The sequence below is a fragment of the Streptomyces odontomachi genome, assembly GCF_024435355.1.
In the GTDB taxonomy this organism is placed as follows: domain Bacteria; phylum Actinomycetota; class Actinomycetes; order Streptomycetales; family Streptomycetaceae; genus Streptomyces; species Streptomyces odontomachi.
In genome coordinates this window covers 148,831-162,163 of record NZ_JAMJWG010000010.1, presented here as the reverse complement: position 1 = coordinate 162,163, position 13,333 = coordinate 148,831, and the positions used below count along the sequence as shown (strand labels likewise).

At 71.3% G+C, this 13,333-nt stretch carries 10 protein-coding genes; 1 reads left to right on the top strand and 9 read right to left on the bottom strand.

All coding sequences use genetic code 11. The features are described 5' to 3' along the window. Nucleotides 1-189 precede the first annotated feature (189 nt). From NQO67_RS21680 to NQO67_RS21640, 9 genes are all read right to left on the bottom strand, one after another. Nucleotides 190-1,146, bottom strand: a complete 957-nt coding sequence (locus NQO67_RS21680) for a glutamate ABC transporter substrate-binding protein (protein ID WP_255951906.1) — start codon at nucleotides 1,144-1,146, stop codon at nucleotides 190-192. 167 nt (nucleotides 1,147-1,313) lie between these two features. After that, on the bottom strand, nucleotides 1,314-2,771 hold the full coding sequence (locus NQO67_RS21675) for a CHASE3 domain-containing protein (protein ID WP_255951760.1): 1,458 nt from the start codon (nucleotides 2,769-2,771) through the stop codon (nucleotides 1,314-1,316). A 666-nt stretch (nucleotides 2,772-3,437) separates the two neighbouring features. Further along, nucleotides 3,438-4,409, bottom strand: a complete 972-nt coding sequence (locus tag NQO67_RS21670) for an N-acetylglucosamine kinase (protein WP_255951905.1) — start codon at nucleotides 4,407-4,409, stop codon at nucleotides 3,438-3,440. 95 nt (nucleotides 4,410-4,504) lie between these two features. Continuing rightward, a complete protein-coding gene (locus NQO67_RS21665) occupies nucleotides 4,505-5,893 on the bottom strand; it encodes a 6-phospho-beta-glucosidase (protein ID WP_255951759.1) in 1,389 nt (462 codons plus the stop codon). Nucleotides 5,894-5,902: 9 nt separating this feature from the next. Further along, a complete protein-coding gene (locus tag NQO67_RS21660; RefSeq protein WP_255951904.1) occupies nucleotides 5,903-6,775 on the bottom strand; it encodes a carbohydrate ABC transporter permease in 873 nt (290 codons plus the stop codon). Between the two features lie 17 nt (nucleotides 6,776-6,792). Next, complete coding sequence (locus NQO67_RS21655) at nucleotides 6,793-7,839, bottom strand: carbohydrate ABC transporter permease (RefSeq protein ID WP_255951758.1); 1,047 nt, start codon at nucleotides 7,837-7,839, stop codon at nucleotides 6,793-6,795. A 15-nt stretch (nucleotides 7,840-7,854) separates the two neighbouring features. Then, complete coding sequence (locus NQO67_RS21650; protein ID WP_255951757.1) at nucleotides 7,855-9,192, bottom strand: ABC transporter substrate-binding protein; 1,338 nt, start codon at nucleotides 9,190-9,192, stop codon at nucleotides 7,855-7,857. A gap of 112 nt (nucleotides 9,193-9,304) precedes the next feature. Further along, entirely contained in the window at nucleotides 9,305-10,516 is a 1,212-nt protein-coding gene (locus NQO67_RS21645) for an ROK family transcriptional regulator (RefSeq protein WP_255951756.1), read from the bottom strand. Nucleotides 10,517-11,055: 539 nt separating this feature from the next. Continuing rightward, complete coding sequence (locus NQO67_RS21640) at nucleotides 11,056-12,162, bottom strand: mechanosensitive ion channel family protein (protein ID WP_255951755.1); 1,107 nt, start codon at nucleotides 12,160-12,162, stop codon at nucleotides 11,056-11,058. Between the two features lie 450 nt (nucleotides 12,163-12,612). Between NQO67_RS21640 and NQO67_RS21635 the strand changes: the two genes are divergently transcribed. Beyond that, the gene (locus NQO67_RS21635; protein ID WP_255951754.1) at nucleotides 12,613-13,149 is read left to right on the top strand and encodes an HNH endonuclease; all 537 of its coding nucleotides are present in this window, start codon (nucleotides 12,613-12,615) and stop codon (nucleotides 13,147-13,149) included. Nucleotides 13,150-13,333 lie beyond the last annotated feature (184 nt).

The window sequence follows — 13,333 nt, the reverse complement described above, 5'->3', positions numbered from 1 at the left end:
AAGTCTTCCGTGTCGACGGGGTCGTCGCCCGCAGTTGTGGGCTGTCGTCCACCGTTTTCCGTCACCCCTACGCTCGTGGTCGTCGGCCATGGGTCCTGGGCGGTCGGTCGTGGTTCTTGGCGGTCGATTCTCGGTCGCGGGTGATCGATGGTGGTTGGTCGTGGTCGGTGGTCGGTTGTGGGCTTTGGCTTATCGGTACTGGGGTGCGGGCGGGCCGTCACTGGGGCCCAGGTCGTCCTTCAGCCACTTGTCGTACGCCTTCTGCCAGCCGCTTTTGCGGTAGTCCTCCAGGATGTGGTTGACCCGGCGCACCAGGTCGTCCGCGTCCTTGTTCATCGCCACGCCGTAGTACTCGGTGGTGAGTGGCTTGCCCACCAGCTTGACCTCCGGGTCCTGCGCCGCCTGGCCCGCGGCGAGTGCACCGTCGGTCACCACCGCGTCGGCCTGGCCGAGTTGTACCCGCACCAGGCAGTCGAGCTGGTTGGGCACCTTGATGAGATGGGAGCCGAACGACTTCTCGCTCAGCAGGTCGAGGGCCGTGGTGCCGCTGGCGGCGCACACCCGCTTGTTCTGGAGGCTCTCGTCGTAGCCGGTGATGTCGGTGTGCTCCGGGGCGAGGATCTGCTGACCGGTCTTGAAGTAGGCGGTGGAGAACGCGACGTCCTCGGCGCGCTCACAGGTGATGGTCATGGTGCGGACGACCATGTCGACGGTGTGGTGCTGGACCGCGGGGACGCGTTCGTTGGTCGGGATGGCGCGGTAGACCACCTTGGCGTCCTTCTTGCCCAGGATCTGGTCGGCGATGGCGTGCACCAGATCGATGTCGAAGCCCTCCGGGTCGAAGCTCTCCGGCTTGTTGGCGTCGACCTTGTTCGGATCAAGGTAGCCCCAGCGGTAGCTGCTCTGGTCCACGCCGACGATCAGATGACCACGTTTCTTGATCGCGTCGATCGTCTTACCGCCGTCACTGGAGGGGCGCAGGCTCCGCTCGGGGTCCTTGCAGGAGTCGGCGTCGGCGGCCTCGGCCGAGGTGACGCCCGGGCCCGCCGGGTCCGCGGCCGGTGGCGCCGCCGGGTCCGTGCCGTGCTGGGCGCGGCTCAGCGGCACCAGCGTGACGGCCGCCGTCAGGGCACAGGCCACCGCCATCGACGCCACACCGCCCCAGCCGCGCAGCCGGGAGAGCCCACCGGAGCCACGCGACCGCAGCTCGCCCACGGCCCGTCCGGCACCGCCTGCCGTGCTCCGCCCGGTGGTCGCCCCGCGTCCATCGCAGGATTCCGTCGTCCCAGGTGCCTCGCTCATCTGCCGCCCCCTCACCGGTACTCCGAAAGCCTGCGGCCGATGCCGCTGAGCGCACCCGCCGCACCCAGCACGGCCAACACCGCCGAACCCACCGGCAGGCCCTCCATCGCGCCCCGGCCGTCCCCGGCCGACGCCCTGAACTCGGACCGCTCCAGCTTGAGCGCCTTGCCGAGCGCGTCGTCTGCCTTGTTGAAGGCGTCGCCCGTCGTGTCGCCCGTCGGCGGCTTGCCCGGTGCGCCCACTATCTTGCTGAGCGCCTTCGCGTAGTCGCCCGCGTTGTCACTGTCCCTGGCCGCCTTGTGGCGGGACTTCCAGACCTTCACCTGCGCGATCGCGTCGGCCACCGGTTCGCGTCCTGCGGCGTCGTCCGCCAGGGCGGCGGCCCGGCCGAGCAGCCCGCCGCCGCCGTCCGTACCCCCGAGGCTGTTCATCTCGCTGTTGAACGCGTGGTCGTAGGCGTCCACCGTGGTGCCGTTCTCGTCCTTGACGGTCTCCGCACCGCGGCTGATGAGCGTCAGGTTCTCGTTGCTGCGGGCTTGCAGGGAGGCGATCCGGGCGTCGTCCAGCACCGTCAGGGAACGCACGCCGTGCTCGTAGGAGTCGTTCAGGCCCAGGCGGGCGACGGTGTGCCCGACCACCAGCCACAGCAGGACGACCGTGGTGGCGGCCGTGGCGGCCAGCAGACCGCGGTTGAAGACCCGGTTGGTGCGCCGGTAGGTGCGCCGCTGCGCCCAGACCAGGGCGCCCAGCGCGACGGCGCCCAGGCCGATCGCCACCCACGGGTAGGGGGTCGCGTCGTCGTAGTCGGCGTGCAGCCGGCCGTTCTCGTTCTCGTAGAGGCGCTCGGCCTGGACGAGCATCTGCTTCTGCATCAGGTCGTTGGCGAGCCGCAGGTACGCGGCACCGAGCGGCAGTCCCTGGCGGTTGTTGGCGCGGGCCCGCTCGATGTAGCCGGTGTAACGCGGCAGCAGCCCGTTCAGCTTGGCGATGGCCTTGGCGGACTCCGGGTCGGCCTGGGTGTTCGACGCGGCCTTGGCCAGCTTGTCCGAGGCGGTCGCGATGTCCTGCGCGTAGGTGTCGCGAACCTCCTTCGGCTCCTGGCCGCCGGCGAGGAAACCGCTGGACTCGGTGGTGTTGGCGTCGGCGAGCGAACGGTAGATGTCGGCCGCGTCGGCGCTCAGCGGCTGGCTGTGGTTCAGCACCTGGTCGGCGGCGCCGGCCCGCGCGGTGGTCTGCCAGGAGGTGACCGCGCCGAACGCGACGATCAGCAGGGCGAGCGCGGCGCCGATGATCCGCAGCCGGCCGGGTTCCGTCCCCGCCCCCGCGCGCAGCCGCTCCACCCCCTCGGACCAGGCGGACCGCCGGGGCGGCGCGCCGGCAGCCGGGTCACCGGTGCCGGGGGCGCCCGGTCCGGACGCCGGGGGCGTGGTCGCCGTGGACGGGAGCGGCAGGGGCTGGGACGGCACCATGGGCGCTGGTCCCCCCGGTCCGGGCACCGCCGGCCTGGGCACGGCCGATCCCGGTGCGGCCGGCCCGGGTACGGCCGTGCCGGGTGATGCCGCACTCCCGTTCGGCGGGTGTGTCACCTGACCTCCCCCTGGTCCTTGGGCGGTTGCTTCCGCCCGGCGCGCGGGTGCGCGGGAAGAAGTCCACGGGCGCAAGTATGGCTGCCGTGAGCGGCATTCACACCAGCGTTGGCGCGATCTTGCGGGTATGACGTGTCCGATTTCCCGTACCACTTCCGGCTTCCGCCGGCCCGTTCACGGACACGGGGGGTACAGCGCGCCCCGGTGTGCGCTGTCCCCCCTGCCCTGGAACACGTGTACCGGGCGGATTCGGTTCCTTTGGCCAAGGGTGCGGATGTTTTTCTGGGCGGGGTCGGTTCGGGGTGCCCCTGGGGGGCGGTGACGACCTGACTGTTTCGTCGTGGTTGGCCGCGCAGTTCCCCGCGCCCCTTGAATGAGCGCGCCTGCGGCGCGCTCATCGACCGGGCGCGCCCGGTGCCCCTATTGGGCGCCGTAGGCGTCCTACCTAAGGGGCGCGGGGAACTGCGCGACCAGCCCCCACCGGCCGGTGGTCCGGAGACAACAGAAGGCCCCCTTTGGTGCGGGGCCCGGGGGCACCGCCCCCGCCGCTCACCCGGCAGACGGGAACCCGAAATACGCCCGGACGCGCGCATGCGCGTCCGGTGGGGCACCGGTGTGGTCAAGCCCCAGCAGCGCCGCCCCCAGCACGGGCTTCGCGGTCACCACCCGCGGCACCGCGCGGGGCGCACGCTCCGCGAGGAGCGCCTGGACGCGCCCGTCCAGTTGCGGATGGCGCGCCGCCAGCAGTCCACCCCCGAGCAGCACCGGCACCTCGGCGTCGCGCAGCCCGAGCCGGTCGAGCGCCACCGTCACCATCACCACCACCTCGTCGGCGAGCCGGTCGACCAGCGAACGGGCGACCGGGTCGCCGTCCGCCGCGGTGGCGAACACCACCGGCGCCAGCTGGTAGCACTGCACCTCGCTGATGCGCTTCAGGTGCAGCCCCTCGATCAGCGCGTACACCGATGCGAGGTCGAAGTGCGCGGGGAGGGTGCGGGCCAGGGCCGTCGGGCCGCCGCGGCCGTCCTCGGCGCGCGCCGCGTGCCAGATCGCCTCCTCCACCAGGCCCCATCCGCCGCCCCAGTCGCCGGAGATCCGGCCGAGCGCGGGGAACCGCGCGGTGCGCCCGTCCGGCAGCATCCCGACGCAGTTGATGCCGGTGCCGCAGACCACGGCCACCCCGCGGGGCTCGGCTATCCCGGCGCGCAGGATGGCGAACGTGTCGTTGCGCACGTCGACGCTCGGAGCCCAGCCGCGCCGGTGCAGCTCCGCCGCCAGCTGCTCCTCCTCGACGGGCAGGTCGACGTTGGCCAGGCAGGCGGCGACATGGGCGACGGGGTGCGGTCGGCCCGCCGCACCGCCGAGGACCTCGGCCACGGCGCCGGCCAGCACGTCCACGGCGCCCGCCGGGCCGAGCCGGGCGGGATGGAAGCCGCCGGCCCGTGCGGTGCCGGTGACCTGGCCGTCGGGGGCGATCAGGGCGACGTCGGTCTTGCTGTTGCCGGCGTCGATGGCGAGCACGGCGCCGGCCGGGTGCGCCGGCGCGTGGGTGGCCTGGTGCGCCGGGGCGGCGCCGGGTGGGGTTCGGGGCGCTGCGGGGGGCGCGTGGTGTGGCGTCAGGCCCACGGAAGGTGCTCCCGGTTGTGCTGGATCAGCTGGTCGGTGAGGTGATCGGCGTAGCCGTGCTGGCCCACCAGGGGGTGGGCGAGGAGGGCGCGGTAGACCCGGTTGCGGCCGCCGTGCAGGGCGGCCTGGAGCGCCAGGTCCTCGTAGCCGGTCACATGGGCGACCAGGCCCGCGTACAGCGGGTCGAGGGCGTCCACCGGCAGCGGCGTGGCGCCCGACGGGCCGACCGCCGCCTGCACCTCGATCACCGCGTCGTCGGGCAGGAAAGGCAGCGTGCCGGCGTTGCGGACGTTGACCACCTGGTACGGGCCGGCGCCGGTGCCACCGGTCTGGTGCGCGTCGCCGAGCAGTGCTGCGGCCAGGTCGACGGCGGCCTCCGAGTAGTACGCGCCGCCGCGCTTGGCGAGCAGCGCGGGCTTCTCGTCGAGCGCCGGGTCGCGGTACATCTCCAGGAGTTGCTGCTCCATGGCGGCGACCTCGGAGGCCCGGGACGGCTTGCTGCGCAGCTCGTCCACCACCTGGTCGTGCGCGTAGTAGTACCGCAGGTAGTACGACGGGACGACGCCGAGACCGGCGAGCACGTCAGGCGGCAGCCCCGTGCTGCGGGCGATCGTCTCGCCGTGCTCGGCCAGCAGCCGGGGCAGCACGTCCTCGCCCTCGGGGCCGCCGAGCCGCACGCTCGTCTCCCATGTGAGGTGGTTGAGCCCGACGTGACCGAGGTGCACGTCGGCCGGCCGGACGCCGAGCAGCTCGGCGAACCTGCGCTGGAAGCCGATGGCCGCGTTGCACAGCCCGACGGCCTTGTGACCGGCCTGGAGCAGGGCGCGGGTGACGATCCCGACCGGGTTGGTGAAGTCGATGATCCAGGCGTCGGGGGCCGCGCGGCGGACCCGTTCGGCGATGTCGAGCACCACGGGGACGGTGCGCAGCGCCTTCGCGAGGCCGCCGGCGCCGGTGGTCTCCTGGCCGACGCAGCCGCAGGTGAGCGGCCAGCTCTCGTCCTGCATCCGGGCCGCCTGCCCGCCCACGCGCAACTGGAGCAGCACCGCGTCGGCGTCAACCACGGCGGCGTCCAGGTCGTCCGTGACGGTGATGGTGCCGGGGTGCTGCTGCTTGGCGAAGATGCGCCGGGCCAGGCCGCCCACCACGTCGAGCCGGTCGGCGGCCGGGTCGACGAGGATCAGCTCGCGGACCGGCAGGGTGTCCCGCAACCGTGCGAAGCCGTCGATCAGTTCGGGGGTGTAGGTGGAGCCGCCGCCGACCACGACGATCTTGCGCGGCGTGCGTCCGGGGGGAGGGGACTCGGGGGCGGGGTTCGGTGCGGCGGTCGGGGAAGCGGTCGGGGCGACGGCGTCCGGTCGACGGGTGGCGTGACGCATGCGGTGCACTCAGCCTTTCACTCCGGTCAGCGTGACTCCTTCGACGAACGCCCGCTGGGCGAAGAAGAAGACGACGATCACAGGGGCCATGACCAGCACGGTCGCGGCCATGGTCAGGTTCCAGTTGGTGTGGTGGGCGCCCTTGAACGACTCCAGGCCGTAGGAGAGCGTCCAGGCACCGGGGTTCTCGGAGGCGTAGATCTGCGGTCCGAAGTAGTCGTTCCAGGCGTAGAAGAACTGGAAGAGGGCGATCGCCGCGATGCCGGGGCGCGCCATCGGGAGCACCACCTTCAGCAGGGTCCGCAGCTCGCCGCAGCCGTCGACGCGTGCGGCGTCCAGGTACTCGTCCGGGATGGTGAGCAGGAACTGCCGCAGCAGGAAGATGGAGAACGCGTCACCGAACGCCATCGGGATGATCAGCGGCCACAGCGTGCCGGACAGGTGCAGCTGCTTGGCCCAGAACAGGTACATCGGGATGACGATCACCTGGGGCGGCAGCATCATCATCGAGATCACCAGCAGCAGCGCAAGACGCCTGCCGCGGAAGCGGAACTTGGCGAGCGCGTACGCCACCGGCACCGAGGACAGCACGGTCAAGACGGTGCCCGCACCCGCGTAGAGGAGGGTGTTGCGCCACCAGGTGAGGAAGCCCGGCGTGTGGAAGACGGTGCGGTAGTTGGACCACTGCCAGGTGTGCGGGACCAGGTCACGGGTCAGCGCCTGCTGGTCGGTCATCAGCGAGGTCAGCACGACGAAGACGAACGGCAGCACGAAGAACAGCGCGGCGGCCACGCCGAGCGCATGCACCCCCAGCCACTCCAGCAACGCCCGGCGGCGCACCGCGCGGGGGGCGGGGGTCTTGGCCGTCGGATCGCTGGTCATCACGTTGGTCACGCTCCTCACTCACCCATTCCGGCCAGGCCGCTCCTGCGGCGCATCAGCAGTGCGGTGAACCCCATGGACAGGGCGAACAGCACCAGCGCGACGACGCACGCCGAGCCGTAGTCGAAGCGCTGGAAGCCGAGGTTGTAGACCAGCTGCGGCAGGGTCAGCGTGGACTTCTCCGGATAGCCCGGTTCGAACGGCTGCCCGGAGCCGCCGATGATCCCGGAGGCGACCTTTCCGGCCACCAGCGGCTGCGTGTAGTACTGCATCGTCTGGATGACGCCGGTGACCACCGCGAACAGCACGATCGGCGAGATGTTCGGCAGCGTCACGAAGCGGAACCGCTGCCAGGCCGACGCCCCGTCCAGCTGCGCCGCCTCGTACTGCTCCACGGGCACGTCCAGCAGCGCCGCCATGAAGATCACCATCAGATCACCCACGCCCCACACGGCGAGCAGGGTGAGCGCGGGCTTGGACCACGACGGGTCGTTGAACCACCCCGGGGTCGGCAGGCCGAGATCGCCGAGCAGCGCGTTCACGGGCCCGGTGCCCGGGTTGAGCAGGAAGGCGAAGGCCATCGTGGCGGCCACCGGGGGTGCGAGGTACGGCAGGTAGAACAGGGTGCGGAAGGCCCCCTTCGCGGTCCTGACCCGGGTGGTCAGCAGCCCGACGCCGAGCCCGAAGACGACCCGGCAGGTGACCATGATCAGCACCAGCCAGAGGGTGTTCCACAGCGCCGGCCAGAACAGCGGATAGGAGTGGAAGACATACGTCCAGTTCGCGAAGGAATTCCACACCGGCGGCCGGAAACCGTCGTACTTCATCAGCGAGAAGTAGCCGGTCGCGAGCAGCGGATAGGCGAAGAAGACCGAGAAGCCGATCAGCCAGGGGGACAGGAAGACGAGGCTGCGCAGCGCGGCGCGACGGTGCTTGGCGCGCAGGGTGTTGGCGTGTGCGCCGCGCCGTACGGCACCGCCGGTCGGGGCGTTGCGCGGGGCTTTGCGCGGTGGCGGACCACCGGCCGGGGCGCTCGGGGAAACCCTTGGAGTTTCGGTGCTCATTGCGGATTCCGCCCGTCAGTTCTGCTGGGCGATGTCCGTGTCGATTTCCTTGGCGGTCTTCCCCAGACCCGACTTCAGATCGGTGACCGCGCCCTTCTCGTAGGAGTAGCCGAAGTTCTCGATCGAGGTGATGTACTGGTCGCCGTTGGGGGCGCTCGGTGACGTGCTGCTGTACGGGTTCCTGGCGATGTCCAGGAATGTCTTGAAGCGCGGGTCGTACTTCAGCTTCGGGGACTTAAGGGCGGCCATCGTGGACGGGATGTTGTGGATGGAGTTGGCGAAGCCCACCACCGCGTCGGTGTTCGTCGTCAGGTACTTGACCAGTTCCCAGGACGCGTTCTGCTTCTTGCTGGTGGCGGCGATCCCCGCGATGGTGCCGGTGAGGTAGCCCTTGCCGTACTGGCTGGTCCGGCCGTCGGGCACGGGCAGCGGGGCGACGCCGATCTCGAAGTCCGGGTGGCTGGCCTCGGCCATGCCGAGCCGCCATTCACCGTCCAGCTGCATCGCGACCTGACCGGTCTGGAAGGGGTGCTTGGCGCCCCATTCATCGCCGAACGTGGCCCGGAAACGCTCCAGTTTCCGGTAGCCCCCGAGGTCGTCCACGAGTTTCTTCTGGAACGTGAAGCCCTGCGCGACCGCCGGATCCTTCGCGAGGGTCGACTTGCCGTTCTTGTCGAAGTACGTGGGCGACCACTGCCCGAAATAGTGCTCGGGCGTGGACTCGTAGCCGTGGTACAGCGGCATGAAACCGAGTTGCCGGTACGAGTCGCCCTTGCTCTTGGTCAGCTTCTTCGCGTCCGCCTCGAACTGGGACCAGGTCTTCGGCGGGTCGGATATCCCGGCCGCTTTGAAGGCGTCCTTGTTGTAGTACAGCCCGTACGCGTCGCCGAGCAGGGGGACCGCGCAGCGCACGCCCTTGTACTGGGTGTACTCCCGCATCGCCGCCGGGAAGGTCTTCGCCGGGTCGATGCGGGACTTCTCGAAGAACGGGGTCAGGTCGACCAGGGCGCCGGCCGAGCAGAACTTCCCGACGTTGGCGGTGGCGAACGAGGAGATCACGTCCGGTGCGTCGGGGCCGCCCGCGCGCAGCGCCTGGTTGATCTTGTCATCGTTGATGTTGCCGACGGTCTTCACATGGATGTTCGGGTGCGCCTTCTCGAAGCCCGCCACGTCCGCCTTGATCGCCTTCACCTCCTCCGGCGCGCTCCAGCCGTGCCAGAAGGTGATCGTGGTCTCCTTCGAGGCGTCGTCGGTGGCGCCGCCGCCCGACTGGCCGGTGCAGGCCGCGGCGAACAGGGACATCGAGGCGGTCACGGCGAGCGCGGCCGCTGTCGTACGGCGGTTTCCGGACATGAGCATCTCCCTGGGGGCGGGCGGCGGGCTGCTGTCGGTCGGCTTCGGGCGGTGGGTCGGGGAAGCGGCGGGCGGATGGGCGGGAGGATCGGGGAACGGGTTGCGGAAGGGGTCAGCGGGCGGTGTCGAAGACCTCGTCGCGGGTGGTGACGAGGGCGCTCTCCAGGGCGCCGCGCAGCACCGGGTGCTCCTGCACCTCGCCCACGACGAGCCGCGGCCGTGACGCGGCCAACTCGTCCAGCTCGGCCTGCACCAGTGCGCGCAGCGCCTCGCCGCCCGCCGTGAACAGGGCGCCGCTGAGCACGACCAACTCGGGGTCGAGCACGGACACCAGGGCGGCGAGGCCGGTGGCGAGCGCGGTGGCGTAGGTGGCGAGCAACCGTTCGTGCGGGCCTTCGCGCAGCGCGGCGGCCTGACCGATCAGGGCCGCCGCCACCTGCGTGTACGGCCCCTGGGGTAGCGGTGCGATGCCCAGGTCACGGGCGAGTCCGGGCACCACCTGGGCGCCGGCCAGCTCCTGGTAGCCGCCGCTGTTGGCCCGGGTGACCTGCCGGGCCAGCGGCACGCCGGGCACCGGCAGGAAGCCGACCTCGCCGGCGCCCCCGGTCCAGCCGCGGTGCAGGCGCCCACCGAGCACGAGGGCGGCACCGAGGCCCTCCTGGTTCCACAGCAGCACGAAGTCGTCGTGGCCGTGCGCGGCGCCCAGCCGCTGCTCGGCGACGGCCGCGAGATTGACGTCGTTCTCGTACTCCACCGGCATGGGCAGGGCGGCGGCGAGTTCGTCGAGCAGGCTGGGGGAGTGCCAGCCGGGCAGGTGGGAGGCGTACCGCAGCCGGCCGGTGTTCGGGTCGAAGGCGCCCGGTGTGCCGATGACCAGCCGGTGCAGGTCGGTCCGGGCGAGCCCGGCGGCCTTCGCCGCCGCGTCGACGGCTTCGGCGACCTGGCGCACGACGGGCCGCTCGCGGCTCCGCCCCGGCGTGGGCAGTTCATGACGGCCGACGGTGCGGCCCGTGACGTCGGCGACGGCGGCCACCATGCGCTCCGGGGTGACGTCGAGCCCGGCGGCGTATGCGGCGGCCGGGTTGACCTCGTACAACTGCGCCCCGGGGCCCGGGCGCCCGGCGCTGCGGCCGGTCGCCAGGACGAGCCCGGCGGCCTCCAGGCGGGCCAGCAGCTGGGAGGCGGTGGGTTTGGACAGGCCGGTGAGATGGCCGATCCGGGTACGGGACAGCGGGCCGTGCGCGAGCAACAGGTCAAGGGCGGCACGGTCGTTCATGGCGCGCAGCACGCGCGGGGTGCCCGGGGTTCCGGTGGATCCCGCCATCAGCCGACTCCCGTCCCGCCGCGTGCCGTTCCCGCTGCCACCGCGCGGTGGGCACACCCACCGCACCGCGCTTCACTGTTAGGAAGGTTTCCTATTGAGTGATCAAGCTAGAGAGGGGCCCAGTGGCCGTCAAGCCCCACAGGGAGTGAAACGGGGGTGGGGCGACCAAGTCGTTACCTCGGGGACCTGGGGCGCCGCCCCGGTGGGCGCCTCATGGGGGCGCGGGGAACTGCGCGAGCAACCACGCACCGGCCGGTGGGTTACAAGCGACATGAACAGCCCCCTTGGGGCGGCGACGGGCTGCGCGGTTTCGTCGTGGCTGGTCGCGCAGTTCCTCGCGCCCCTGGGTGGGCCGGGGGCGCCCCGCCTCGGTGGGCGCCGTGGGCGCCTCAAAAGGGGCGCGGGGAACTGCGCGAGCAACCGCCCACCGGGCGGTGGGTCACCGGAGAGCGCACAAACGACCGCCCTGGCCGTGGGGCCAGGGCGGTGCGGTGTCGTACGCAAGCGACGTGGTGATCAGCGTGACCGCGTCGCCGGCGTCACTTCCTGGTGGACGGCGATGACGGTGACGACGGGGTGGACGGCGTCGTCCCCTGGGACGGCAGCGGCGAGGCGCTCACGGACTCCGGGGACGCGGCGGAGGCGAAGGCGGACGGTGCGGAGACCCCGGCCGCCGGATCGGCGGCCGGCTCGTCGACCACCTCGGGCGGCCCGTCGACGATCAGGATGCCCGCCTCGTCGAACGCCTTCTTGATGCGCCAGCGCAGCTCACGCTCGACCGCCACGGACTGGCCCGGCATGGTCTTCGCCGACAGGTGCACCACCATCGAGTCCAGCAGCACGCTCTCCAGGCCCAGCACCTCGACCGGGCCCCACAGCCGCTCGTTCCACGGCTCGTCCTTGGCGAGCGACCGGCCGACCTCGCTCAGCGTCTCGCGGACCCGCTCCAGGTCCTCGTTGGGGCGCAGCGACACGTCCACGTGGGCGGTCGACCAGCCCTGGCTGAGGTTGCCGATGCGCTTGATCTCGCCGTTGCGCACGTACCAGATGGCGCCGTTGTCGCCGCGCAGCTTGGTCACCCGCAGGCCGACCTCGATGACCTCGCCGCTGGCCACGCCCGCGTCGATGGTGTCCCCGACCCCGTACTGGTCCTCGAGGATCATGAAGACACCGGAGAGGAAGTCGGTGACGAGGTTGCGCGCGCCGAAACCGATGGCGACACCGGCCACTCCGGCCGACGCCAGCAGCGGCGCCAGATTGATCTTGAAGGTGGACAGGATCATCAGCGCGGCCGTGCCGAGCACCAGGAAGGACGCCACCGAGCGCAGCACGGAACCGATCGCGGCGGACCGCTGCCTGCGCCGCTCCGCATTGACCAGCAGCCCGCCCAACGCGGTGCCGTCCACGGCCTGCACGGTGCGGTTCATCCGGTCGATGAAGCGGGTGATGGTGCGCCGTATCAGGGTCCGCAGCACCACCGCGATCACCACGATCAGCAGGATCCGCAGCCCGGTGCTGAGCCATGTGCCGGCGTTCTGCTCGAACCAGCTCGCGGAGAGGGTGGCCTTCTCGTGGGCGTCCTGGAGGAGCTTCGCCTTGGGCGTCGGGGTGGGCGAGCCAAGTGTCGGCAGGACGGACAAGATCACTGCGGGTACCTCCGTGGACGTGCAGGCGTGCGGTCGTCCGTGGCGTGGTGTGCTGCCGGGACGACATCGTGGGCGCGGCGCGGTGAGCCACGGCGACCGGACGGGCGCGCTCCACAGCGAGCACACCGCCCTCACCCGGTGCGGTGGCCCCCGCGGCCATCGCACCTGCTCGCGGGCCCAATGTCATCACGGGATCATGACGGGGTCCGCACCGTACGGGCACAACCACACTAACGGGGCATTGTGCGGACGTCGTCGTGATGTTCGAGGGAGAGACAGGGTTCACCTGGGGATGCATGAGGTGCGTACACGGGGATGTACGTGGTGTGGTGGAAAACACTTCCAGCCCGTTACCGGTTCATGCTGGCGCTTCGACCAGGCATGAGGGGAGACTGAAGCACAGATCGTCCCGGCGCGAGCCACGCGCCGCCGGCGTACAAGGAGGCATACGTGCCGCATGTCCTGGTCCTCAACGCGTCGTACGAGCCTCTCGGCGTCGTACCGCTTCGCCGCGCGCTCGTCCTCGTCCTTGAGAACAAGGCTGTTGCCCTCGAGGAGACCGGCGCCTTTATGCACAGTGCCACCGTCAGCATCCCGGCCCCGAGTGTCGTCCGTCTCAAGAGGTTCGTGAAGGTCCCCTACCGCGGACCCGTGCCGCTCACCCGCCGCGCCCTGTTCGCCCGCGACGGCGGCCGGTGCATGTACTGCGGTGGCGTCGCAACCAGCGTCGACCACGTCATTCCGCGCAGCCGCGGCGGTCAGCACGTCTGGGACAACGTGGTCGCCTCCTGCCGTCGTTGCAACCACGTCAAGGCCGACCGTCACCTGATGGAGCTGGGCTGGCGGCTACGGCACAAGCCGGCGCCGCCGTCGGGCCTGGCCTGGCGCATCATCGGCACGGGGCATAGGGACCCGCGCTGGTTGCCCTACTTGCAGCCGTACGGCGCGGACGACGCCCTGGCCCGGATCGATGGCATTTCTGCCTGACGATCCGGGCCTTTGTCGTCCTCCGGGTGGTCCGGGGACGACGGTTCGCGGGTCCGCGGGCGGTGCGGTGTGCCCCTGCGGGGCGGTGGTCCCGGCGGTCGCGTCCCCGCAGGACGGTGGCCCGGCGGTCCGGGCTGCCCCTTTTCGGCGGGTGGCGATCTGCGGGTTCGTTGTGGTCGGGCGC

Coding starts and splice junctions, on each gene's coding strand:
- NQO67_RS21680 (WP_255951906.1), bottom strand. CDS start 1,146: ATGGCGGTGGCCTGTGCCCTGACGGCGGCCGTCACGCTGGTGCCGCTG.
- NQO67_RS21675 (WP_255951760.1), bottom strand. CDS start 2,771: ATGGTGCCGTCCCAGCCCCTGCCGCTCCCGTCCACGGCGACCACGCCC.
- NQO67_RS21665 (WP_255951759.1), bottom strand. CDS start 5,893: ATGCGTCACGCCACCCGTCGACCGGACGCCGTCGCCCCGACCGCTTCC.
- NQO67_RS21660 (WP_255951904.1), bottom strand. CDS start 6,775: ATGACCAGCGATCCGACGGCCAAGACCCCCGCCCCCCGCGCGGTGCGC.
- NQO67_RS21655 (WP_255951758.1), bottom strand. CDS start 7,839: ATGAGCACCGAAACTCCAAGGGTTTCCCCGAGCGCCCCGGCCGGTGGT.
- NQO67_RS21650 (WP_255951757.1), bottom strand. CDS start 9,192: ATGTCCGGAAACCGCCGTACGACAGCGGCCGCGCTCGCCGTGACCGCC.
- NQO67_RS21645 (WP_255951756.1), bottom strand. CDS start 10,516: ATGGCGGGATCCACCGGAACCCCGGGCACCCCGCGCGTGCTGCGCGCC.